The sequence below is a fragment of the Xanthomonas dyei genome, from assembly GCF_002939865.1.
GTDB lineage: Bacteria > Pseudomonadota > Gammaproteobacteria > Xanthomonadales > Xanthomonadaceae > Xanthomonas > Xanthomonas dyei.
Map to the genome: position 1 here is coordinate 117,409 of NZ_MDEE01000008.1, position 23,688 is coordinate 141,096.

A 23,688-nucleotide genomic window follows, 5' to 3' on the forward strand; every position below is an offset into this window, starting at 1 on the left:
TCGCTTGCTGAAAAGAAGGAAGGCTCAGGATACCCCAGCGCACCGCGCAGGGGGATGACAGCGGCTTAGCGGTTGCCGTCTAGTGATTCGGTGCGGATTTCGCCATCGGACACCGACTGGAACCCCTGCTGCGGAGGCGGCGTGGTGCTGGGCTGCATCGGCACCGTGCTGGCCTCGTTGGCCGGCGGCGGCGGGGCCGATTGCGCTGCCGGGGCTGCGCTTGGCGCGCGCGCTGGCGGTGACGGCGCGGTGTCGTCGCTGTCGCCGTCGCTGCTGCGATTGGCGCGCGCGGTGTAGGTGACTTCTTCCAGACGATCGCGGAAGGCGATCACGTCGGTGGACGGGCGCTCATTAGTGCGACCTTCGAAGATCATGCGCGGGGTGGCGCCGCCGCCGTAGGAGTTGAGGTCGGCGGCGTCGTCGATCTGCAGCACTGCGCCATCCAGCGCCACGCCGGCGAACAGCCCACGGGCGCGCGACCACGACCAGATTTCGGCCTTGAGCTGGCCATCGGTAGCGGCAGCGGCGTTGCGGCCCACCGGGCCGGCAGCCACGCCGGCATCGGCGCCGAGGGTGAACTTGCCGTTGACGATGTTGTCCAGGCTGCGGTCGTTGCGGAACACCAGCACCACGTCGGAGGACTGCACACCGGCCTGAAAGCCGATGCTGCCGCCGGTGAGCTTGACGAACACCGGCTGCGACCAGCTGCCGTCGGCGTTCTTCATCGACATCAACCCATGGCCTCGGCGGCCGCCGATCACCAGGCCGGCCTTGAGCGTGTCGGGGATGACCACGATGGCCCGCGCCTCGTCGAGCAGCTTGTCCGGGATGGACTGCTCGGGAATCTTCATGATCTCGTTGAGCACCCGCACTGCGTTACGCGCACGCTGGTCCTCTTCCGGGCCGGCAACGGCGTGGCCGGCGGCGAAGGTCAGCGACAACAACAGGGCCAGACGCGACAAACCAGGCATGACAAGCTCCAAAGGACGATCCGTCAAAGATAGCAATGCGGCGACGTTAGTGCTGGCGCAATGAATCGGTGGTGAGCGCATCCGGCGGCAAGACGGCGCAGATCGGGACGATTGATGCGCTGTCCTCGGCAGTCCTGCCCGGCTCTGCCAGAATGGTCGGCATGAACACCACTCCTGATACCGCCCTGCTGGTCGTCAACCTCGGCACCCCCGAATCGCCGACCGCCCCGGCCGTGCGCCGCTACCTGGCCGAGTTCCTCAGCGACCGCCGCGTGGTCGCGATCCCGCCGCTGTTCTGGAAGCCACTACTGTATGGGGTGATCCTGCCGATCCGCGGCCCCAAGTCGGCGGAAAAATACGCCAAGGTGTGGCTGCCCGACGGCTCGCCGCTGGCGGTGTACACACGCCGCCTGACCGAAGGCCTGAAGGACGCGATGCCCGACTGGCAGGTGGAATGGGCCATGCGTTACGGAGAGCCCGCCCTGCGCAAGACGCTCGATGGCCTGCGCGCGCGCGGCATCAAGCGCATCGTGGTGTTGCCGCTGTATCCGCAGTATTCGACCACCACCACCGCCTCGATCCAGGACGTGGTGGATGCGTGGCGGCCCAGCGCGCCGGAGGTGGAGGTCAGCGTGATCCAGGAGTACTGCGAGGACGCAGGCTGGGTAGCGGCGATCGCCGACTCCATCCGCGCGCATTGGCAGGTGCACGGGCGCAGCGAGAAGCTGATGTTTTCCTTCCACGGCCTGCCGCAACGCGTGGCCAAAGCCGGCGACCCGTATCCGCAGCAATGCGAACGCAGCGCGCAGGCGATCGTGAGCGCATTGGGCCTGGGCCCGGACGAGTGGCAGATGGGCTACCAGTCGCGCTTCGGTGCCGAGCGCTGGCTACAGCCGTATGCCGAACCGACGCTGTGGGCGCTGGCCGAAGGCGGCGTGCGCAGCTTCGACCTGGTGTGCCCCGGCTTTGCCACCGATTGTCTCGAGACGCTGGAAGAAGTGGCGCTGGGCTTTGCCGAAACGCTGGCCGAGCGTGGCGCTACGCTCAGCTATATTCCCTGCCTCAACGCCGCCCCACCGCACGCGCAGGCACTGGCCGCATTGGTACGCCGCGCGTGAGGTTGGAGCCGTTTGCGTGCGAGCTGGCGATTGGGCGTGTCACCGGCTTGCGCAACACCGACCGCGGGCCACGCCGGGTGCTGGCATTGCACGGCTGGCTCGATAACGCGGTCAGCTTTGTCCCGCTCAGTGCGCATCTGCGCGCGCCCGATCTGGATCTGGTGCTGCTCGACCTGCCCGGTCACGGCCACAGTGCGTGGCTGCCGACGGGCGCCGAATACACGCTGAGCAGCGCAATCCACAATCTGCTGCAGGTGGCCGATGCATTGGGTTGGGACCGTTTCACGTTGTTGGGCCACTCGCTGGGCGGCGGTGTCGCCAGCCTGATGGCCGCCGCCGCGCCGGAGCGCATCGAGGCCTTGGTGGTGATCGAAGCGCTGGGGGCGTTGGGCGAACCGGTGGAAAGCACCGCCGAGCGGTTGCGCGACTCCGTGCGCTCGACCCGCACCCTGCCGCAACGGCCGCTGCGTGTCTTCAGCTCGATGGAAGCGCCGGTGCGCGCACGCATGATGGCCAATCAACTCACCGAGCCGGCGGCGCGCTTGCTGGTGGAACGCGGCCTGCGCGTGGTCGAAGGCGGCTACAGCTGGTGCACCGACCCGCGCCTGACCTTGCCCACCGCCATCCGCATGACCGAAGCGCAGATCGACGCGCTGCTGGCCGCCATCGCGTGCCCCACCCAGGCCATCTTCGCCACGCCGGGGCAGCCGTATTTCTCCGACACCCTGCGCGATCACCGTGTGGCCATGGTGCCGGACGCCCGCCTGCACCTGCTGCCGGGCAGCCACCATGTGCATATGGAAGCACCGCAGGCGGTGGCGGCGGTAATCAATGGGTTTTTGGCGACGCTACCACAGCCGTGATGCAGGCATGCGCGATCCGCAGATAAGCTGACGCGATGGCAGATCCCATCCGTGTGGTCACTGCGATTGAATCCTTCGCTGTGTGGAATGCGCCGTGGACGTTTTTCGACACGGTGCACGCGACGCCACACTTGACTGCCGATGATCGCCTGCTGTTGCAGCAGGTGTGGTTGGTGGCGTGTCACGCAGAGCACTGGACGTCGGGTGGCACGCTGGATACAGGCGCGGCGGCAACGGAGAGTGCCCTGACATCGCACTTTGCGTGGCTGTCAGCGCAGGCTTGCCGGCAACTTGCCAGGGCTGCGTCGTACGCGTGGCGTTAACCAAGCGTGCCATCACGCGTGATCGGCATGTTGCTGATGAACCATGATTGGATTCAAGGCGCATGCGGATCATTGCAAGAGCCAGGGCAGCAGTGGCTTTTCTGCAGCGACGTTTGCGTCACTCGCCCTGCAACAACCGCCGCAGCTGCGCCTTGAGTTGGCGGCCGTGTTCGTGGAAGTAACTGCGCTCGTCGCGCCAGGCGGGGAAGCGGTGTTCCACTTCGGCCCAGAACGCGGGCGAGTGATTGGCCTGCAGCAGATGGCAGAGCTCGTGCACCAACACGTATTCGAATGCGGACGGGCGGCCGAGGACCAGCGCCAGGTCCAGCGCCATCGAACCATCCGGGGCGAGCGAGCCCCATTGCGACGACATCACCTTGAGCCGCAGACGCGTGGGCGGGCGCGGCAAGCCGGGCAGATAGGTGGGCAACCAGCGGCCGACGTCGGCGCGTGCCTGCGCTTCGTAGAATTCCTTCAGCGTGCGACGCAGGCCGGCGTAGCCCAGCCGGGACGGCACGTGGAAATGCGCGCCTGCCTCATCGACTTCGATGCGCGTGTAACGGCCTTCGTGCCAGTGCAGCGGGAGCAAGACGCCACGCAACGGCAGCAGCCCGGACACACCGCGTTCCAATGCAGGAAACGCATCGACCTGCTGGTACCGCGACAATTGCGTGCTCAGCCAATCCAGATGCGCATGCAGGAACCGTTCGCCGGAGATCAGGCTGGCCCGCAGCGGCAAGGTGAGCCGCGCACCGCGTTCGTCGACACTGAGTTTGATGCGCCGCGCGCGTGAGTCGCGCACGCGCAGCACCTCGATCTCGCGGCCTTCCAGTTGCACGCGCACGCAGTCGCGTTGGACAACCTGCGAGGGCGGCGCAATCAGGCGGCGGACGGGCTTGAACATGGGCACAGGATAGCGCTGCGATGTGTCAGGTGGTGAGACGCCGGCGGCGTTGCTGCCAATGCGTGGACGACGTCGGAGGGCTGGCTGGTTCGGACGCGACGTGGATGGCGTCACTGTGCGTCGGCATGACACGCGCACAGCGCGGGATGCCAGGCACTGGGCATGCACGCGGCGCCATCAACGACTGGCGGATGTAGTGCGTGCCACGCAGTGCGAATCGCTGTGCGAGAGATGAACCGCACGATGGAATACACCACCAGCCGCGCTGACAAGCGCGGCTGGTGGTGTACGGATTACTCCGCCTTGCTCAACTTCAGCGCGGTTTCCAGCAGCAGGAACAGCCGGCGGATTTCTGCGCTCATCAACGCAAAACGCGCATCGAGTTCGGCACGCGCGCCATCGTCGTCGCTGTGTTCGAGCTGGTCCAGCGCGCCGTCGAGGAACTTGAGCTTGCGGATCACCAGATCGTCGCCGAGCACGAACGACAGATTGTCGTCCAGCACCAACGCCAGCTTGGTGACCTGCTTGCCGGCCTCCAGGTGCTTGTCGATTTCGTCGCCGCGCAGTTCCTGATGCTGGCACTTGACCACCGCGCCGCCTTCGATGGGGTCCTTCATTTCGCATTCTTCGCCCAGGCTCAGGCCGTCGGGCAGCGGCTCGCCGGCGATCCAGCCGGTGAGGATGGCGCGTGGTGCGACTTCGGCATTCAACGGCAACGCCGGGAAGCTGCCGAGCGCGCCGCGGATCTCGCTCATCACGTTCTCGCCGCTCTTGCGGCTGGACGTGTTGACCGCGATGTAGCCGTTTTGCAGGTCCAGAATCGCGTCGGTACGCGAGCTCTTGACGAAGGCGCGCGGCAGCAGCTCATGGATCAGGTCGTCCTTGAGGCGCTTGCGGGCCTTGCCGCCGGGGCGACGGCCTTCCTTCTCTTCGATCTCGGCGACCTTGCGCTCGAGCAGGTCGTTGACCACTGCGCCAGGCAGGATCTTGTCCTCGCCACCGATGGTGAGCCACAAGAACTCTTCCAGGCGGTGCGAGAGCACTTCCTGCTCGTCGCGGCCGAATGGCGAAATGAAACCGCGCGAACTCATTTCCAGCGGGCCGACCGGCTTGAGCTGCACCTGCGGCAGCAGCGTCTCGATCTCGGAAAAATCCAACGTGGTGGGAAAACGGAACAGGGTGAGATTGCGAAAGAACATGCGTAAGACCGAAGAAGAGAAACGTGGAGGTGGAAGACCGACGGCGACCGGGTGGGCGCGTCAGTCGCTGTCGTGTATGGCATCGCCAGTGGCGAACCAGGCAGTGGAATCTGGCGCGTCCGTGGTGGCATCGGGCACGCGGCCCAGACGCATGAAATCGAACAGCGTGCGGTCGGCCAGTTGCTCGGGGCGCACGTCGCCGAGCGCGCGCGCAATCTGCTCGACCCGGCCGGGCTGCTCGTGGTCCCACTGCTGCAGCATGCGGCCGACCTGCTGGCGCTGCAGGTTTTCCTGGCTACCGCACAGGTTGCACGGGATGATCGGAAATTGCCGCGCCTGCGCGTACTCGGCGATGTCGGCCTCGCGCACATAGGCCAGCGGGCGGATCACCACATGCGCACCGTCGTCGCTGCGCAGCTTGGGCGCCATTGCGGCCAGCCGCGCGTGGTGAAACAGGTTCATGAAGAACGTGGCGACGATGTCGTCGCGGTGATGGCCTAGCGCGATCTTGGTCACCCCATGCGCTTGCGCATAGGCAGACAGCGCGCCGCGCCGCAGCCGCGAGCACAACGAACATAGGGTCTTGCCGGCCGGAATCACCCGGCTGACCACCGAATAGGTGTCCTGCTCGACGATGTCGAATGGCACGCCCAACTCGCGCAGGTAGGCCGGCAGCACATGGGCGGGGAAGTCGGGCTGTTTCTGATCCAGATTCACCGCCACCAAGGTGAACGGCACCGGCGCCTTGCGCTGCAGGTGCAGCAGCATGTCCAGCAAGGTGTAGCTGTCCTTGCCGCCGGACAGGCACACCATGATCTTGTCGCCAGCGGCGATCATGCCGAAATCGGCGATCGCCTGGCCCACCTGGCGTTGCAGCCGTTTGCCCAGGCGCAGCTGCTCACGCTGCACCCGCTGGCGCGGGTCGCGCGGCGCGGGATCGGCCAGGGGTTGCGGCAGCGGCAGGACAGCGGTCATAAGCCGCTCATTGTAGCTGCCGGGGCGGATTGGGATTGGGATTGGGTCGTGAGGCCAGAGGCGGCTGCCCCCATCCGCCCTTCGGGCACCTTCCCCCGTCCACGGGGGAAGGGAGCAAGCCCTCTTCTACGGGGGAGCGCCTCCCGCCCAGTCATTTCCCGGCGATCTCCTCTTCTGGTGGTCCCTCTTCTGGTGGTCCCTCTTCTGGTGGTCCCTCTTCTGGTGGTCCCTCTTCTGGTGGTCCCTCTTCTGGTGGTCCCTCTTCTGGTGGTCCCTCTCCTGGTGGTCCCTCTCCTGGTGGTCCCTCTCCTGGTGGTCCCTCTCCTGGTGGTCCCTCTCCTGGTGGTCCCTCTCCCGCACGCGGGAGAGGGTGCCCGAAGGGCGGGTGAGGGCAGCACGCCAACGCACATCACCGGCTTCCCCAGATCCGGCAGCCATGGAACAGTTCGCATCTCGCAGCGCAGCAAGCCTTTCGGCGGCGGGCTGGGTAAAGTCCACAGGACCGTTTCAGCTGGGATCGGCATGACACCTTGGGCTTCGCTGTATGGCGCGGCTTTTTTCAGTCGACTTTTTGGTAGCGCTAACATTTTTTGCGTCGCGAAGCAGAATACGCATGCACAGACCTACGGCATGTGCTGCAGCGACGCGGCGCCGCCGGCCGTTACGCGTTCCATTACCGCTGTGTGTCGATGCCATCCCTCTCCCCCGTGACACCCCCTTTCTGCAGGAATCCACCCCATGAGCAACACCGTTTTCATCGGCGCGAAGGAATATTTCCCCGGCATCGGCAAGATCGGCTTCGAAGGCCGCGACTCCGATAACCCGCTCGCGTTCAAGGTCTACGACGCCAACAAGAAAATCGGCGACAAGACCATGGCCGAGCATCTGCGCTTTGCCGTGGCCTACTGGCACAGCTTCTGCGGCAACGGCGCCGATCCGTTCGGCCCTGGCACGCGCGCGTATCCGTGGGATGCGGGCAATACCGCGCTGGGTCGCGCCGAAGCCAAGGCCGATGCCGCGTTCGAATTCTTCACCAAGCTCGGCGTGCCGTATTACTGCTTCCACGACATCGACCTGTCGCCGGATGCCGAGGACATCGGCGAATACGAAAGCAACCTCACCCACATGGTCGGCATCGCCAAGCAGCGCCAGGCCGACACCGGCATCAAGCTGCTGTGGGGCACCGCCAACCTGTTCTCGCACCCGCGCTACATGAATGGCGCATCCACCAACCCGGACTTCAACGTGGTGGCGCGTGCGGCGGTGCAGGTCAAGGCTGCGATCGATGCCACCGTGGAATTGGGCGGCGAAAACTACGTGTTCTGGGGCGGCCGCGAAGGCTATGCCTGCCTGCACAACACGCAGATGAAGCGCGAGCAGGACAACATGGCGCGCTTCCTCACCCTGGCACGCGACTACGGCCGCGCGATCGGCTTCAAGGGCAATTTCCTGATCGAGCCCAAGCCGATGGAGCCGATGAAGCACCAGTACGACTTCGACAGCGCCACCGTGATCGGCTTTCTGCGTCAGCACGGCCTGGACCAGGATTTCAAGCTCAATATCGAAGCCAACCATGCGACGTTGTCGGGCCACAGCTTCGAGCATGACCTGCAGGTGGCCAGCGATGCCGGGTTGCTCGGCAGCATCGATGCCAACCGCGGCAACCCGCAGAACGGCTGGGATACCGACCAGTTCCCGACCGACCTGTACGACACCGTCGGCGCGATGCTGGTGGTGCTGCGGCAGGGCGGGCTGGCACCGGGCGGCTTGAACTTCGATGCCAAGGTGCGCCGCGAATCGTCCGACCCGCAGGACTTGTTCATGGCGCATATCGGCGGCATGGACGCGTTCGCACGCGGTCTGGAAGTGGCCAATGCGCTGCTGACCTCCTCGCCGCTGGAAACCTGGCGCGCCGAGCGTTACGCCAGCTTCGACAGCGGCGCCGGTGCGGACTTCGCCAATGGCACCAGCACGCTGGTGGACGTGGCCAAGCATGCGGCCGGCAACGTGCCGACCCATATCAGCGGCCGCCAGGAAGCGTATGAGAACTTGATCAATCAGTACCTGACGCGTTGATGTGTGCCATCGCACGCGCGTCGTGTAGCGCTGCGCGTGCATGACACCTGCCTGCATTGCCACCGCGTAATGCACGCGACCGCGTGAGGTACCGAGAAGGCTGACAACCTGGCGCGGCGATCGGGATCGCTGCGCCGACAACCGCACCGCATGCGTGCGACAGGAACACGTGGCTAGCGCTCGCCTGCAGCAACACCGTAGTGCGCTAGCCGCTCTTATTCGGCCGGGCCGATTGCGATCGGTGCGGCCACCGAATCCCGCTTGACCAGCAGGTGCGCGACCACATGATCGACCATCTTCGGCGTGCGTTCCTTGGCGCGAATCGTCTTCAACAAGATGTCCAGCGCGGCATCGGCCATGGCGGCGATGGGCTGCTGCACAGTGGTGAGTTCGGGCCAGACGGCAGTGGCGGCGGAAGTGTCGTCGAAGCCGACGACCGACAGATCGCGTGGCACGTCCAGCCCACGCCGATGCGCCACCGAGATGGCCGCCGCGGCCATGTCGTCGTTGCTGGCGAAGATCGCGCTGGGACGGCGCTTGCGGGCCAGCAGTTTTTCGGCCGCCAGCAGACCCGAGCGGTAGGTGTAGTCGCCCGGTTGCACCAGATGCTTGTCCAGACGCAGCCCCGCTTGCGCAAGCGCAGCCTGAAATCCTTCGAAACGCCGCGTGCTGGCCGACAGATTGGGGTGCCCGGCGATGTAGCCGATACGGGTATGCCCCTGCGCGATCAGATGCTCGGTGATCTCCTTGGCCGCAGCGAATTCATCGATGCGCACACAGGCCACGTCGGGACTGAAATGATTGGACGCGATCGCCACCACCGGCACCTTGGCGCGCACCAGTTCCAGCACCGCAGCACGGGATTCGCACAACGGCGGAGGCAGGATCACCCCGGCCACACCCTTGGCGAGTTTGCGCGCGGCACGGCGTTCGGCATCGGCGTCCAGGTCGTCCCAGCAATCGATCACCAACTGGATCGAAGTGCGCGAGGCGACCCGCAGCACGCCCAGCAGCAACTCGCGCAGATACGCACCACTGGGGTCGCTGTAGATCAGCGCAATGCGCGTGCTCTGCGCAGCAGCCAGCGCACTTGCGGCCAGGTTGGGGGTGTAGCCGAGTTTGTCGACTGCACGCATTACGCGCTCGCGGGTGGCGTCGCGCACGCTGCCGTTGTTGTTGACGACACGCGAAACGGTCATCGGCGACACCTTGGCCAACGCTGCCACCTCGTCGATGGTGGTCGCGCGGCTGGTGCGGCGGACCGATTTCCTGACCTTCTCCAAGCGTGGCCTCTTCAAGTGCGAACGAACGTTGGCGGATGTGTGCGTGTTGCTGCCGGTGCACGTACAGCGGGTGCGGGCATGAGGATGCACGTCATGGTACCGGGAAGCAGACAGAGCGGGGTGATGCGCGCAGGCGCTGGTGCCGCAGCGGAGCGTACGGCATGAGCGCTTGGCCGATGGGACGCACTCGCGCAAGCATGCGTGCGTTGGCGCTGATGTGTCTGGTGCTGTTGGGCGCTGTGCTATTGCCGGCGGCACCGGTACGGGCCGAAGATGGCTACGAACTATGGTTGCGCTACCACACGGTGCGCGATGCCGCGCAGTTGCAGGCAAGCGCGCGGACCTTGGTGGTTGCCGGCGACTCGCCCACCCTGCATGCGGCGCGCGATGAGCTGGCGCGCGGCGTGCAGGGCTTGCTCGGCCACGCGCTGCAGAGCGCTACCACGGTGACGGCCGATGGCGCACTCTTGCTGGGTGCCGCCAACGGACCGCACATCGCCGCATTGCAGCTGAAAACCGGCGATCTTGGCCGTGAGGGGTATCTGATCCAGACGGTGCGTGTGGATGGGCATCGCGCCACCGCCATCGTGGGCGGCAGCGATGTCGGTGCGTTGTATGGCGCCTTTCATTTCCTGCGCCTGCTGCAGACCGGCCAGCCGATCACCGCGCTGAACGTGCGCGAATCGCCGCGCTTGCAGCTGCGCATGCTCAATCATTGGGACAACCTGGATGGCGTGGTGGAGCGCGGCTATGCCGGTGCATCGTTGTGGAACTGGCAGACCCTGCCCGGCTACCTCGACCCGCGTTACACCGACTATGCGCGCGCCAACGCATCGCTGGGCATCAACGGAACCGTGCTCAACAACGTCAATGCCAAAGCCTGGAGTCTGACCCCGCAGTATCTGGACAAGGCCGCGGCGCTGGCCACGGTGTTTCGTCCGTACGGTATCCGCGTGTTTCTCAGCGCGCGCTTCAGTGCGCCGATCGAGATTGGCGGCCTGCGCACCGCCGACCCGCTGGACCCGCAGGTACAGCAGTGGTGGCGGACCAAGGCCGACGAGATCTACGCGCGCATTCCGGATTTTGGCGGGTTTTTGGTCAAGGCCAACTCCGAAGGCCAGCCCGGCCCGCAGGATTACGGGCGCTCCCATGCCGATGGCGCAAACCTGTTGGCCGACGCACTGGCGCCGCACGGCGGCGTGGTGATGTGGCGCGCGTTCGTGTATTCGCACGAGCAGCCGGACGACCGCGCCAAGCAGGCGTACAGCGAGTTCGTCCCGCTCGACGGCGCCTTCCGCGACAACGTGATCGTGCAGGTCAAAAATGGCGCGATCGACTTTCAACCGCGCGAGCCGTTTCATCCGTTGTTCGGTGCGATGCGCAAGACACCGCTGATGCCGGAGTTTCAGATCACCAAGGAGTATCTGGGCTTTTCCACCCATCTGGCGTATCTGGGCACGCTGTTTGCCGAGACCCTGCAGGCCGATACCTATGCGCGCGGCAAGGGCTCGACGGTGGCAAAAACGGTGGACGGCACGCTGTTCAACGCCGGCAAGCGTCCGCGCCTCACCGGCATTGCCGGCGTAGCCAATATCGGAGCGGATCGCAACTGGAGCGGCTCGGTGTTCGATCAGGCTAACTGGTACGCCTACGGGCGGCTGGCGTGGGATCCGGCGTTGTCGCCAGAGGCCATCGCGCAGGACTGGGTGCGCATGACCCTGTCCAACGATCCTGCTGTGGTGACGCCGGTGGTCGGCATGATGCTGCGCTCACGCGAAGCGGTGGTGGATTACATGACCCCGCTCGGGCTGCACCACCTGATGGGGCGCGGCCATCACTACGGGCCCGCGCCGTGGGATGCGGGCAGCGAACGGCCGGATTGGGACCCGGTGTATTACCACCGCGCCGATCGCAACGGCATTGGCTTCGATCGCAGCGCCAGCGGCAGCAATGCGGTGGCGCAATACGCCGCGCCAGTAGCGCGTGTGTTCGGCGATGTGCGGCGCGTGCCCGAGCAGTCACTGCTGTGGTTTCACCATTTGCCGTGGGACCGGCGCATGGCCTCCGGGCGGACGCTATGGGATGAACTGGTGTGGCATTACGACCATGGCGTGGACGAAGTGCGTGCGATGCGTGCGACCTGGCAAGGCCTGGCAGGCAAGATCGATGCGCCGCGCTACCAGCAGGTGGGCGATTTTTTAGCCATCCAGCAGGACGAAGCGCAGTGGTGGCGCGATGCCAGCATTGCCTATTTTCAGAGCGTCTCCGGGCGCGCATTGCCGGCCGGCGTGGTACCGCCTGCGCATCCGCTGGCGTATTACCAGGCATTGAAATTTCCCTACGCACCAGGAAATCCGAAATGAGCACGCGCGTGATCACGACCCTGGCGGTGCTGCTGTCTGCGGCGATGCTGCGCAACGCTGCGCAGGCGGCCGATACGCCGTTGCTGCATGCACTCTTTCAAGATCATGTGGTGTTGCAGCGCGATGCACCGATCAAGGTCTGGGGCGATGCGGCGCCCGGCGCACGCGTCACCGTGCAGCTGGATGCGCAGCAGGCGCAGGCACGCGCCGACCGTGATGGCCATTGGCAGGTGCGCCTGCCTGCACACCCGGCCGGTGGTCCGTACCGGTTGCAGGCGAGCACGCCCAACGGCGCGACGCAGCAGGTGAGCGATGTATTGATTGGCGATGTGTGGCTGTGTTCGGGCCAATCCAACATGGAATTGCAGGTGCACCGCTCGCTGGATGCGCGCAGCGAAATTGCCGATGCCGATCACCCCAGCATCCGCATGTTCAAGGTGCCGGCGCAATCCAGCCCCACGCCACAGACACACTTCGGTGGCGAGGCGGCGTGGCAGCTCACCACGCCGGAAACGGTGAAGGACTTTTCTGCGGCGTGTTACTACTTCGCACGCGAATTGCAGAAGACCGTCGCGGTGCCGATGGGTTTGATCAACGCCTCGTGGGGCGGCTCGCAGATGCAGGCCTGGATCGGCGACAAGGCACTGCGTGCGGCAGGCGACGATGGTCCGGCGTTGGACGTGTTGGCGCGTTACGCCACCAGCCCGACCGATGCCGCGCCGCGCTGGGGCACGTTGTGGGAAACCTGGTGGCGTGCGCATGGCGACGGCGCGCCGTGGCAGCCGGATGCGCCGGGCGCGTGGCAACCCGCACCTGCGGCACTGGGCGCATGGGACGACTGGGGCGTGCCGCAGCTGGTCGGTTTCAACGGCATGGTCTGGTACCGCACCACCATTGAGCTGACCGCAGCGCAGGCCGCGCAGGAAGCGACCCTGTTGCTGGGGCCGGTGGACGAGCTGGACCAGACCTGGGTCAATGGACGCGGCGTGGGCAGCAGCTACGGCGCCGATCAGGCGCGCCGCTACACGCTGCCGCGCGGCCACCTGCATGCAGGGCGCAACAGCATCGTGCTCAACGTGCTCAACACCTATCGCCGTGGTGGGTTGCTGGGCGATGCGTCATCGCGTGCACTGCAGTTTGCCGATGGCAGCACGTTGCCGCTGGATGCGCCGTGGCAGTACCAGATCGTATCGCCGCAACTGGGCACGCCGCCGCGCGCGCCGTGGTCGTCGGCGGCCGGGCTGACCACCTTGTACAACGGCATGATCGCCCCGCTTGGCCAGCTCGGACTACGTGGCGTGCTGTGGTATCAGGGCGAATCCAATGCCGGCGATGCGGCGCATTACCCTGCGCTGCTGCAGGCCTGGCAGCGCGACTGGCGTGCACGCTTCGGTGCGCAGCTGCCGCTGCTGGTTGTGCAGCTGGCCAATTACGGCGCGCCGCCCACGCAACCTGCGGAGAGCGGCTGGGCGCAGTTGCGCGAGGCGCAGCGCCGCTTCGTTGCCGACGATGCGCATGCCGGCCTGGCGGTGGCCATCGACATCGGCGACCGCTACGACATCCATCCAGCCAACAAGCAGGAGCTTGGGCGGCGCCTGGCGCGTGCAGCGCGGCATGTGGTGTATGGCGAGGCGATTGCGCCATCCGGCCCGGTGTCGCGCAGCGCACGGCGCGATGGCGACAGTATCCGCATCGCTTTCGACGACGTGGATGCTGCGTTGCTGAGTTATGGCAACGACGCACCGATCGGCTTTGAAGTCTGCGCCGCGGCAGCCAACAGTTGCCGCTACACCAGCGCCACGCTGCAGGGCCGCGAAGTCAGCCTGCGCATTCCTTCCGGCATCACCGCGACGCGCGTGCGCTACTGCTGGGCCGACAGCCCGGTGTGCACGCTGTACGACCGCAGCGGCCTGCCCGCCGGCCCGTTCGAACTTCCCATCACTACCGCTTCTTCCCCATGAGCGAGACCACGATGTCACAGACTCCCGACTCCCCTGCTCCGTTGCAAGGCTCGGCCCGCGATCGCGAGATCGTCGAGGCGCGCGTCATCGTCACCTGCCCGGGCCGCAACTTCGTCACCTTGAAGATCCGCACCCGCTCGGGCATCACCGGGCTGGGCGATGCCACGCTCAATGGCCGCGAGCTGGCGGTGGCGGCTTATCTGCAGGAACACCTGGTGCCGAACCTGATCGGCCGCGACGCCGGCCGCATCGAAGACATCTGGCAGTTCTTCTATCGCGGTGCGTACTGGCGCCGTGGGCCGGTGACGATGAGCGCGATCGCCGCGGTGGACGTGGCGCTGTGGGACATCCTGGGCAAGATGGCCGGCATGCCGCTGTACCAGCTGCTGGGCGGGCGCTCGCGCGAAGGTGCGCTGGTCTACGGCCACGCCAACGGCCGCGACATCACCGAAACCAGCGACGAAGTGGGCCGCTTCCGCGAGATGGGCTTTATCGCCATCCGCGCGCAATGCGGCGTGCCCGGCATCAAGAAGACCTATGGCATTTCCAGCGGCGGCAAGCCCTATGAGCCGGCCGAGAGCGAACTGCCCACCGAAACCGTGTGGTCCACTCCGCGCTATCTCGGTGTGGTGCCGAAACTGTTCGAGCAACTGCGCAACGATCACGGCGATGAAATCGAATTGCTGCACGATGCGCATCACCGGCTCACACCGATCGAAGCCGCGCGCCTGGGCCGCGATCTGGAGCCGTACCGGCTGTTCTGGCTGGAAGATGCCACCCCTGCGGAAAACCAGCGCGCGTTCGAGATCATTCGCCAGCACACGGTGACGCCGCTGGCGGTGGGCGAAGTGTTCAATTCGATCTGGGACTGCAAGCACCTGATCGAGCAGCAACTGATCGACTACATCCGCACCACGATTGTGCACGCCGGCGGCATCACCCATGTGCGGCGGCTGGCGGATTTTGCCGCCCTGCATCAGGTGCGCACCGGCTTCCACGGCGCCACCGATCTGTCGCCGGTGTGCATGGGCGCGGCGTTGCACTTCGACACCTGGGTGCCCAACTTCGGCATCCAGGAATACATGTTCCATTCCGACGAAGCCAATGCGGTGTTCCCGCACGACTACGTGTTCCGCGACGGGCGCCTGCATTGCGGCGAAACCCCAGGGCATGGCGTGGACATCGACGAAGAACTCGCTGCCAAGTATCCCTATGTGCCCAAGCAATTGCCGATTGCACGCCTGGAAGACGGCGCGATGTGGGACTGGTGATGCGCCTGTTGCCGGCAGCGCTGAGCGTGCTGATGGCAGCGCTTGCGCCTGGTGTGGCGCAGGCGCAGGCCAGCGCCGCTATCACTGCCGATGTCGCCTTCGATTGGTTCGATTATCGCGGCGACGATGCGGTGTTCGCCGCGCCGCTGGCGGCTGGTCAGTACCGCAACCCGATCCTGGCCGGCTTCTATCCGGACCCCAGCATCACCCGTGTGGGCGAGCGCTATTACCTGATCAATTCCACGTTTGCGTATTTTCCGGCAATTCCGGTGTTCGAGAGCCGCGATCTGGTGCACTGGACGCAGATCGGCCATGTGGTCGAACGTGCCGACCAGCTCGACTACGACGGCCTGGGCGTCTCGCGCGGCATGTTCGCCGCCAGCATTCGGCATCACGACGGGCGCTTCTACGTGGTGGGCACGTCGGTGGACAGCGGCGGTAATTTCATCGCCAGCGCCGAGCGCGCGTCCGGCCCCTGGTCCGCACTGACGTGGTTGCCGAGCATCGAAGGGATCGACCCGTCGTTGTTCTTCGACACCGATGGCAGCGCGTACTTGCTCAACAACGGCCCACCGGAAGGCACACCGTTGTACGAAGGCCACCGCGCGATCTGGATGCAGCGCTTCGACATCGCCACCCATCAGCCCACCGGCCCGCGCAAGGTGCTGCTCAACGGCGGCGTAGACCTGGCCAGCAAGCCGATCTGGATCGAAGGCCCGCACCTGTATCAACGCGACGGCTGGTACTACCTGTCGTGCGCCGAGGGCGGCACCGGGCCGCAACATTCGCAGGTGGTGCTGCGCAGCCGCAACGTGTGGGGGCCGTATGCGCCCTCGCCGCACACCCCCATCCTCACCCAGCGCGACCTACCCGCCGAGCGTGCGCATCCGGTCAGCAATGCCGGCCATGCCGATTTTGTCGAAGCACCCGACGGACAATGGTGGGCGGTGTTTCTGGCCAGCCGGCCGTACTCCGGCGAGCGCTACAACACCGGGCGCGAAACGTTCTTGTTGCCGGTGCAGTGGCGCGATGGCTGGCCGTCGATCCTGCCCGCCGGCACACCGATTCCTTCCATCGCCAACGCACCTGCGGGGGCAAAGTCGCCTGTCGACCAGACGCCGCTGTCGGGCAACTTCACCTGGCACGACGACTTCACTGCCGCCACCTTGCAACGCGAATGGCTCAGCTTGCGCGTACCCAAACGCGCGGTGGCCGATACACAGGCACGCGTCGGTTGGTTGACCCTGCATGCGACCGCGCAAGGCCTGGAGGGCAGCGGCACGCCCGCGTTTGTGGCGCGTCGCCAGCAACACACGCGCTTTCATGCCAGCACCGCGTTGGCGGTGCCCACGCAGGCCGGCGTGCAGGCCGGGCTGGCCGCGTTCCAGAACGCCAACGCGTGGTATGCGCTGGGCGTGCGCCGCAACGGCGCTGCACTGGAGGTGTTTGTCGACAAGCGCGACGGCGCCACCACCACCACGCTGGCGCGTACCCGCATCCCGGCCACCACCATGCAGCTGCGTCTGCAGATCAGTGGCGATGGTGGTGCGTACAGCTTCGACTACGACGCCACCGGCGCCGGCTGGCAATCGCTGCGCCGCGACGACGCCGCCGGCATGCTCAGCACCGCACAGGCCGGCGGCTTCGTCGGCAGCATGATCGGGCCCTTCGCCCGGTTGCAACCCGACCGCATCAAGGAGGACTGACCATGCTTTCGCACTCTGCCCGTTTCACCACCACCCCGCGCCGTGCCCTGACCGCCGGCCTGCTGCTGGCGATTGCTCTCGCAAGCACCACCACGCAGGCGACCGCACCGCCACCGCCGCCGTATCTGGACACCCAACTGCCGTTCGAAACGCGCGCCGCCGACCTGGTGTCGCGCATGACGCTGGACGAAAAAGCCGCGCAGATGCAGAACGCCGCGCCGGCCATCCCGCGCCTGCAGGTGCCCGCCTACGATTGGTGGAACGAAGCGCTGCACGGCGTGGCGCGCGCCGGTGGCGCCACGGTGTTTCCGCAGGCGATCGGGCTGGCCGCCACCTTCGACACCCCGCTGATGGCCGAAGTGGCCACCGCCATCAGCGACGAAGCGCGCGCCAAACATCACGCCTTTCTAGCGCGCGGCGAGCACAAGCGCTACCAAGGGCTCACGTTCTGGTCGCCCAACATCAACATCTTCCGCGACCCACGCTGGGGCCGCGGCCAGGAAACTTACGGCGAAGATCCGTTTCTCACCGCGCGCATGGGCGTGACCTTCGTGCAAGGCCTGCAGGCGCAGCAGGGCGCGTATCGCAAGCTCGATGCCACCGCCAAGCACTACGCAGTGCATAGCGGCCCGGAAGCCGACCGCCACCACTTCGATGTGCATCCCAGCGAACGCGATCTGTATGAAACCTACCTGCCGGCCTTTCAGGCCTTGGTGCAGGAAGGCCATGTGGCCGCGGTGATGGGCGCCTACAACCGCGTCAACGGCGAGTCCGCCTCGGCCAGCACGCGGCTGGAAGGCATCCTGCGCAACGACTGGGGCTTCGATGGCTATATCGTCAGCGACTGCGCGGCGATCCGCGACATCTGGCAGAACCACAAGATCGTGCCCACGCCAGAGGCTGCTGCTGCATTGGGCGTCAAACACGGCACCGACCTGGATTGCGGCGACACCTATGCGGCATTGCCCAAGGCGGTGCGCGCCGGGTTGATCGACGAAGCCACCATCGATACCTCGCTCAAGCGCTTGATGACCACGCGCATGCGCTTGGGGATGTTCGACCCACCGGCCAAGGTGCCTTGGGCACAGATTCCGGCCTCCAGCAATCAATCGCCGCAGCACGATGCACTGGCACGCCGCACCGCGCGCGAATCGCTGGTACTGCTCAAAAACAATGGCCTGCTGCCGCTCAAACCCACGCTCAAGCGCATCGCCGTGGTCGGCCCCACCGCCGACGACCCGATGTCGCTGCTGGGCAATTACTACGGCACGCCTGCCGCGCCGGTCACCATCCTGCAGGGTATTCGCGATGCGGCGCCACAGGCGCAGGTGGTGTATGCGCGCGGCAGCGATCTGGTGGAAGGACGCGAAGACCCCAACGCCGCCGCGCCGATCGACGCGCGCTATCTGCGTCCAGCCGCCGATGCCAAGCAAAACGGATTGACCGGTGAATACTTCAAGGGCCGCAGCTTGGCCGGGCAACCGGTGCTCACTCGTATCGACCCGCGTATCGCGTTCCGCTGGGACCGCAATGCGCCGACCGATGATGCGCTGGGCCGTGGCGAACTGCAGCCCGGGCAGGCCTTGGAGAAAGACGATTTCAGCGTGCGCTGGCACGGCCAGTTGTTGCCGCCGGTCACCGGCGATTACGAACTGCAGATCGCCGCCGATGACGGCGTGCGGCTATCGCTGGATGGCAAGTTACTGATCGACCAGTGGAGCGACGCACCGCGCATGCGCAGCGGCAACGCCAGCGTGCACCTGGAAGCCGGCAAGGCCTACGACCTGCGCGTGGAGTATTACGAAGCCACCCGCGATGCCGGGGTGCGTCTGGCCTGGCGCATGCCCGGCGCCAAGCCACCGTTGCAGGAAGCCGTGGACGCCTCGCGTAACGCCGAGGTGGTGGTCTTCGTCGGCGGGCTCACTGGCGATGTCGAAGGCGAAGAGATGGACGTCAACTACCCCGGCTTTGCCGGTGGCGACCGCACCGACACCCGCCTGCCCAAACCGCAGCGTGACTTACTGCAGGCAGTGCAGGCCACCGGCACGCCGGTGGTGATGGTGCTGACCACCGGCTCGGCACTGGCCATCGATTGGGCGCAGCAGCACATCCCCGCAATTCTGCTGGCCTGGTATCCCGGCCAGCGCGGCGGCAGCGCGGTGGGCGATGTGTTGTTTGGTCAAGCCAATCCCGGCGGTCGCCTGCCGATCACGTTCTACAAGAAAAACGAGCGCTTGCCGGCCTTCGATGATTACGCCATGCGCGGCCGCACCTATCGCTATTTCAACGGCACACCGCTGTACCCGTTCGGCCATGGCCTGTCGTACACGCAATTTGCGTATTCGAACCTGCGCCTGGATCGCAACACCGTCGCAGCCGATGGCACGCTACGCGCCAGCATGACCCTGAAAAACACCGGTCAACGTGCGGGCGACGAAGTGGTGCAGCTCTACCTGCACCCACTCGCACCGCAACGCGAACGTGCCGGCAAGGAGCTGCGTGGCTTCCAGCGCATCACCCTGCAACCGGGCGAACACCGCGAGGTGAGCTTCACCATCACCCCACAGACGGACCTGCGTCTCTACGACGAGCAGCGCAAGTCGTACGCCGTGGATCCGGGCATGTATGAAGTGCAGATTGGTGCATCCAGCAGCGACATCCGCGCCAAACAAGCCTTCACCATCGACAAAAAGTAATGAATTCGCCCCTCTCCCACCGGGAGAGGGGTTGGGGTGAGGGTACGGCCCCAGACATCCTCATCAGGCACTAGCCTTCTCAGAATCCATATGCCAACGCCACGCTTGTCACGCAGTACACTCGCCGCCCTGCCACCCACCGTAGCCATGCCCGGCTACGACACTGCAGCCACCACCATCGGTATCGTGCATCTGGGCGCCGGCGCTTTTTTTCGCGCGCATCAGGCGGTCTACATCGATGACCTGCTTGCCACCGACCCAAGTTGGGCGATCAGCGCCGTCTCGCTGCACAGCCCGCAGGTGCGCGATTCCCTGCGTCCGCAGGATGGTCTTTACACACTCGCCCTGCTCGACGAGACGCCGCAGCTGCGCGTCATCGGCTCCATTCGCGAAGTGTTGTGCGCTGCGGACGAACACGCCGCCGTGCTCGCACGCCTCGCCGACCCGGCGGTGCGCCTGGTCACGCTCACCATCACCGAGAAAGGCTACTGCCTGGCGGGCGACACGCTGGATCTGAGCCATCCCGATATCGTGCACGACATCGCCAGCCCTGCCACACCCCGCAGCGCCATCGGCTATCTGGTGGCCGGCCTGCAACAGCGCATGCAGCGCGGCATCGCACCGTTCACCGCACTGAGTTGCGACAACCTGGCCGACAACGGCAGCCTGCTGCGTCGCGCGGTGGTGACGCTTGCAGGCCGGCACGACCCCGCGCTTGCGGCGTGGATCGACCAGCACGTCAGCTTCCCGCGTTCGATGGTCGACAGCATCACCCCTGCCACCGACGATGCGGTGCGCCAGCAGGTACAAGCACAACTCGGTCAGTCCGACGCGTGGCCTATCCAGCGCGAGCGTTACACCCAGTGGGTTGTCGAAGATCGCTTCTGCAATGGACGTCCTGCGCTGGAGCGCGCCGGTGTCGTGCTGAGCGACGACATCGCCGGTTACGCGCGCGCCAAGCTGCGCCTGCTCAACGCACCACACTCCGCACTGGCCTACCTGGGCAGTCTGCTGGAGCGCGACACAGTGGCCGACGCCATGCGTCAGCCGCCATTGGCAGCTTTTGTCGAAACACTGATGCGCCAGGACATCGCCCCCACCCTGCAGCCCATGCCGGGCTTCGACGCGCAGCGCTACAGCGATGCCATCCTTGCGCGGTTCCGCAATCCCGCCATCCGCCATCTGTTGGCACAGATCGCCTGGGACGGCTCGCAAAAGCTTCCGGTGCGGCTGCTCTCCACGATCGGCGACGCGCTCGCTGCAGGCCAACCGATCGATCGCCTCTGCCTGCCAGTGGCCGCGTGGCTGCACTTCATTCGCCGGCAGGCGCACACCGGTATCGCGCTGATCGATCCGTTGAGCGAGGTGCTCAGCGCGCTGGGACGCGACGCAACCGGCGATGCCGGCCACGATATCGCCTTGTTCCTTAAGCTGGATGCCGTGTTCGCACCGTTGTCTGCAGATGTGCGGTTTTCTTCAGCGCTGACCACCGCGTATGCCGCGCTGGGTGCCGCGACACCGCATGACGTGGAGAAAGCACTTGTCGCGATGCGTATTGTCTAGCGGATGCGCTGAGCGCCATTTCGGCCAGCGACATGTCGTCTATCGATTTGAAAGCGCTGCGCTGCCCAATGCGCCACTGCCTGACGCGATGGCAGATCAGCGGGCATGCAGTCTGACGCAGCACCAGCGTCAGCATTGCCGTCGAGCGCTGTCGACTGGAGTCGAATCCGATGCTCCATCGTCCCAAATCCCTGCCCGGTTACCCGGCTGCAATGACCTGACCAATCCGCAGCAGATTGCCACTCTCATCCACAATCGCAAACTCGCGCATCCCCCACGGCTTGTCGCCCACCGGGTCGATCCGCGGAATGCCTCGCTGCGGAAGTGCCGCCGACTGCATCGCCGCGTAGATCTCATCCACATCACCCACCCGCAGATAGCAGCCCGCATAACAAGCGGCTGGATCGAGATCCGGATGCGCAAAGAAATGCAGCTCCACAGTGCCACGCCGCACAATCGCGTATCCCGCATCATGCGGATGCGCATCGCCCTCAAACCCGAGCTGCCGATAGAACGCCAGCGTCTGCGCAATCGAGCGGCTGGGCAGGATTGGGATGGTTTGGTCATGCTCTGAAAGCTGGATCATGATTTGCTCTTTCATGACGCAATTGGACAGCTAAAGACTACACCGCCAGCAACTGACATAACGACAGGGCTGCTGACAATGTCGGGCATCTCAGGAGCACAGCTACTCAATAGAGAAGGGCCGAGCGATCACTCTTGTGAGAGCGGTAAAGAACTAAGCGAACTCATCTATTAAAAGTTAGCGACTTCCCATGTCAACGCAGGCTGTGGTACAAGACAAAAACAACGGGGAACGGAGCAAGCCACATGGATTTTGTTGATCAATTACGTGTTCTGGCAACGCGCATAAGCACAACACGAGCATTGATTCAGACAGAAGAAGCCACCAAGAATGCCATGGTGATGCCTCTTATACAGATTTTAGGTTACAACGTTTTTGATCCCCTAGAAGTCACACCGGAAATCGTAGCTGACGTCGGAACGAAGAAGGGAGAGAAAGTAGATTACGCAATTCTTCGCGATGGAAAACCCATAATTTTATTTGAATGCAAGAAAGCTGGAGCAGAGTTAAGCATTAATCACGCCAGTCAACTTTTCCGCTATTTCCACGTTACCGCAGCACGTTTTGGAGTGCTTACAAACGGTTTGGTCTATCGGTTCTTTACGGACCTGGAGCAGCCGAACAAGATGGATGAAAAGCCATTCTTCGAATTCAACGTGCTGGACTTCAAGGATCGCGACGTTGAAGAACTGAAGAAATTTGCCAAGTCAGCTTTCGATCTTGACACGATCCTGACGACCGCCAACGAATTAAAGTACACGCGAGCCATTCAGACACGACTTGCGGAATTGATGCATCAGCCAACCGAAGATTTCGTCAAACTGGTCTCAGCTGAGCTTATTGGAAGTCGACGTTTCACACCTGCCATACGAGAACAGTTCACAACCATTACACGCAGAGCCTTTGAGCAGCTTGTCAGCGAAAGGATCAATGAAAGACTGAAGGGTGCGATGGCGCCCGAGGCAATTTCTATCAATGAGCACACTCCAACTATTGTTCCCGAGCAGGCTGCATCGGCAGCATCAAACCTTTCGTCTGACGCCATGGTAGTTACCACTCCAGAGGAAATCGAGGGATTTCATGTTGTCCGCGCCATCGTGCGTGAACTCGTGCCTGGAAAGCGAGTCTTCATGAGAGATGCACAAAGCTATTGCGCAGTTCTTCTTGACGATAACAACCGAAAACCTATTTGCAGACTCCGCTTCAATAATCTTCAAAAGTTGCGGATTGGCGTATTCAATCAGAATAAGGAGGAGGAACAGATCGATATCAGCTCGATTGATGATATTTATGGTGTAGCCGACAGGATCAAGGAAGCGGTTGTTGCTTATCTACCACAAGAGGCGTAGTTGCTCCTTTGCGGAGGTCGACACCTCTCTTAATTCATCTACCTTCCTCAGGCTCCGCTAGCAACTTTTTTGTGGACCTGTGACATGCTTGACCTCCGTGTTCACGACCACATGCGTTACCACCATCGACATGGCAATGCGCAAAAAGCAGGATTTGCCGGAGAAGGTTTGCGTGCAATGCGGGCGTCCATTCCGTTGGCGCAAGAAGTGGGAGAAGGTCTGGGACGAGGTGAAATACTGCTCGGACCGATGCCGCGGCGATAGCAAGCGGCACCGACCCGCGCCCTAGCGCAGCTGACAGACCGATTGCGTCGTCGGCGAACACGCAGGGGCGGTGCTCGGATCGGTATGCCGCATACGTCCGCTGAAGTTGCGCCGCGCCGTACCCGCCACTAAGGAACCTCTGAACAAAGCACGGCAGATGCGCGACACTACCCGCCTCGTGTTGAGGAATCATCCATGCAACTGACGTTCGGCGACG

Annotated in this window: 17 protein-coding genes; 11 read left to right on the top strand and 6 right to left on the bottom strand. The window is 64.5% G+C overall.

The features are described from left to right. Positions 1-65: 65 nt before the first annotated feature. On the bottom strand, positions 66-971 hold the full coding sequence (locus XdyCFBP7245_RS08145) for a lipid-binding SYLF domain-containing protein (RefSeq protein WP_170068568.1): 906 nt from the start codon (positions 969-971) through the stop codon (positions 66-68). A 152-nt stretch (positions 972-1,123) separates the two neighbouring features. On the opposite strand from XdyCFBP7245_RS08145, the gene hemH reads away from it, so the two are divergent. Continuing rightward, the gene (hemH, locus tag XdyCFBP7245_RS08150; protein ID WP_104615215.1) at positions 1,124-2,089 is read left to right on the top strand and encodes a ferrochelatase; all 966 of its coding nucleotides are present in this window, start codon (positions 1,124-1,126) and stop codon (positions 2,087-2,089) included. Next, positions 2,086-2,952, top strand: a complete 867-nt coding sequence (locus tag XdyCFBP7245_RS08155; RefSeq protein WP_104615190.1) for an alpha/beta fold hydrolase — start codon at positions 2,086-2,088, stop codon at positions 2,950-2,952. Before hemH ends, XdyCFBP7245_RS08155 begins: the two co-directional genes overlap by 4 nt. 441 nt (positions 2,953-3,393) lie before the next feature. Here XdyCFBP7245_RS08155 and XdyCFBP7245_RS08165 read toward each other — a convergent pair whose 3' ends face one another. The 3 genes from XdyCFBP7245_RS08165 to ttcA all read right to left on the bottom strand — a co-directional run bounded on the left by XdyCFBP7245_RS08165 (position 3,394) and on the right by ttcA (position 6,353). Then, positions 3,394-4,179 (bottom strand): YgjP family zinc-dependent metalloprotease, encoded by a 786-nt coding sequence (locus tag XdyCFBP7245_RS08165; protein ID WP_170068569.1) that lies wholly within the window; start codon positions 4,177-4,179, stop codon positions 3,394-3,396. A 293-nt stretch (positions 4,180-4,472) separates the two neighbouring features. Beyond that, positions 4,473-5,378, bottom strand: a complete 906-nt coding sequence (locus tag XdyCFBP7245_RS08170) for a recombination-associated protein RdgC (RefSeq protein ID WP_104615193.1) — start codon at positions 5,376-5,378, stop codon at positions 4,473-4,475. A gap of 60 nt (positions 5,379-5,438) precedes the next feature. After that, positions 5,439-6,353 carry a tRNA 2-thiocytidine(32) synthetase TtcA gene (gene ttcA / locus XdyCFBP7245_RS08175; RefSeq protein WP_104615194.1) on the bottom strand — a complete coding sequence of 305 codons (915 nt, stop codon included), beginning with the start codon at positions 6,351-6,353 and terminating at the stop codon, positions 5,439-5,441. A gap of 738 nt (positions 6,354-7,091) precedes the next feature. Between ttcA and xylA the strand changes: the two genes are divergently transcribed. After that, entirely contained in the window at positions 7,092-8,429 is a 1,338-nt protein-coding gene (gene xylA, locus XdyCFBP7245_RS08185; protein WP_104615196.1) for a xylose isomerase, read from the top strand. Between the two features lie 215 nt (positions 8,430-8,644). On the opposite strand, the gene XdyCFBP7245_RS08190 is transcribed toward xylA, so the two are convergent. Then, positions 8,645-9,712 carry a LacI family DNA-binding transcriptional regulator gene (locus XdyCFBP7245_RS08190; protein WP_104615197.1) on the bottom strand — a complete coding sequence of 356 codons (1,068 nt, stop codon included), beginning with the start codon at positions 9,710-9,712 and terminating at the stop codon, positions 8,645-8,647. 197 nt (positions 9,713-9,909) lie between these two features. On the opposite strand from XdyCFBP7245_RS08190, the gene XdyCFBP7245_RS08195 reads away from it, so the two are divergent. From XdyCFBP7245_RS08195 to XdyCFBP7245_RS08220, 6 genes are all read left to right on the top strand, one after another. Beyond that, positions 9,910-12,075 (top strand): alpha-glucuronidase family glycosyl hydrolase, encoded by a 2,166-nt coding sequence (locus XdyCFBP7245_RS08195; protein WP_386261860.1) that lies wholly within the window; start codon positions 9,910-9,912, stop codon positions 12,073-12,075. After that, entirely contained in the window at positions 12,072-14,036 is a 1,965-nt protein-coding gene (locus tag XdyCFBP7245_RS08200; RefSeq protein WP_104615198.1) for a sialate O-acetylesterase, read from the top strand. The genes XdyCFBP7245_RS08195 and XdyCFBP7245_RS08200 overlap by 4 nt, the downstream gene beginning before the upstream one ends. A gap of 11 nt (positions 14,037-14,047) precedes the next feature. Beyond that, complete coding sequence (gene manD / locus XdyCFBP7245_RS08205) at positions 14,048-15,307, top strand: D-mannonate dehydratase ManD (protein ID WP_104615216.1); 1,260 nt, start codon at positions 14,048-14,050, stop codon at positions 15,305-15,307. After that, positions 15,307-17,013 (top strand): glycoside hydrolase family 43 protein, encoded by a 1,707-nt coding sequence (locus XdyCFBP7245_RS08210; RefSeq protein WP_386261858.1) that lies wholly within the window; start codon positions 15,307-15,309, stop codon positions 17,011-17,013. Before manD ends, XdyCFBP7245_RS08210 begins: the two co-directional genes overlap by 1 nt. Positions 17,014-17,015: 2 nt before the next feature. Beyond that, positions 17,016-19,709 carry a glycoside hydrolase family 3 protein gene (locus XdyCFBP7245_RS08215; RefSeq protein WP_104615199.1) on the top strand — a complete coding sequence of 898 codons (2,694 nt, stop codon included), beginning with the start codon at positions 17,016-17,018 and terminating at the stop codon, positions 19,707-19,709. Between the two features lie 90 nt (positions 19,710-19,799). After that, a complete protein-coding gene (locus tag XdyCFBP7245_RS08220) occupies positions 19,800-21,272 on the top strand; it encodes a mannitol dehydrogenase family protein (protein WP_104615200.1) in 1,473 nt (490 codons plus the stop codon). A 199-nt stretch (positions 21,273-21,471) separates the two neighbouring features. Here the strand turns inward: XdyCFBP7245_RS08220 and XdyCFBP7245_RS08225 are convergent, their stop codons facing one another. Continuing rightward, positions 21,472-21,858 carry a bleomycin resistance protein gene (locus tag XdyCFBP7245_RS08225; protein ID WP_104615219.1) on the bottom strand — a complete coding sequence of 129 codons (387 nt, stop codon included), beginning with the start codon at positions 21,856-21,858 and terminating at the stop codon, positions 21,472-21,474. Between the two features lie 245 nt (positions 21,859-22,103). Between XdyCFBP7245_RS08225 and XdyCFBP7245_RS08230 the strand changes: the two genes are divergently transcribed. Then, complete coding sequence (locus XdyCFBP7245_RS08230) at positions 22,104-23,207, top strand: type I restriction endonuclease (protein ID WP_104615201.1); 1,104 nt, start codon at positions 22,104-22,106, stop codon at positions 23,205-23,207. A gap of 130 nt (positions 23,208-23,337) precedes the next feature. Continuing rightward, the gene (locus XdyCFBP7245_RS08235) at positions 23,338-23,496 is read left to right on the top strand and encodes a DUF2256 domain-containing protein (RefSeq protein ID WP_104615202.1); all 159 of its coding nucleotides are present in this window, start codon (positions 23,338-23,340) and stop codon (positions 23,494-23,496) included. The last annotated feature ends 192 nt before the right edge of the window (positions 23,497-23,688 follow it).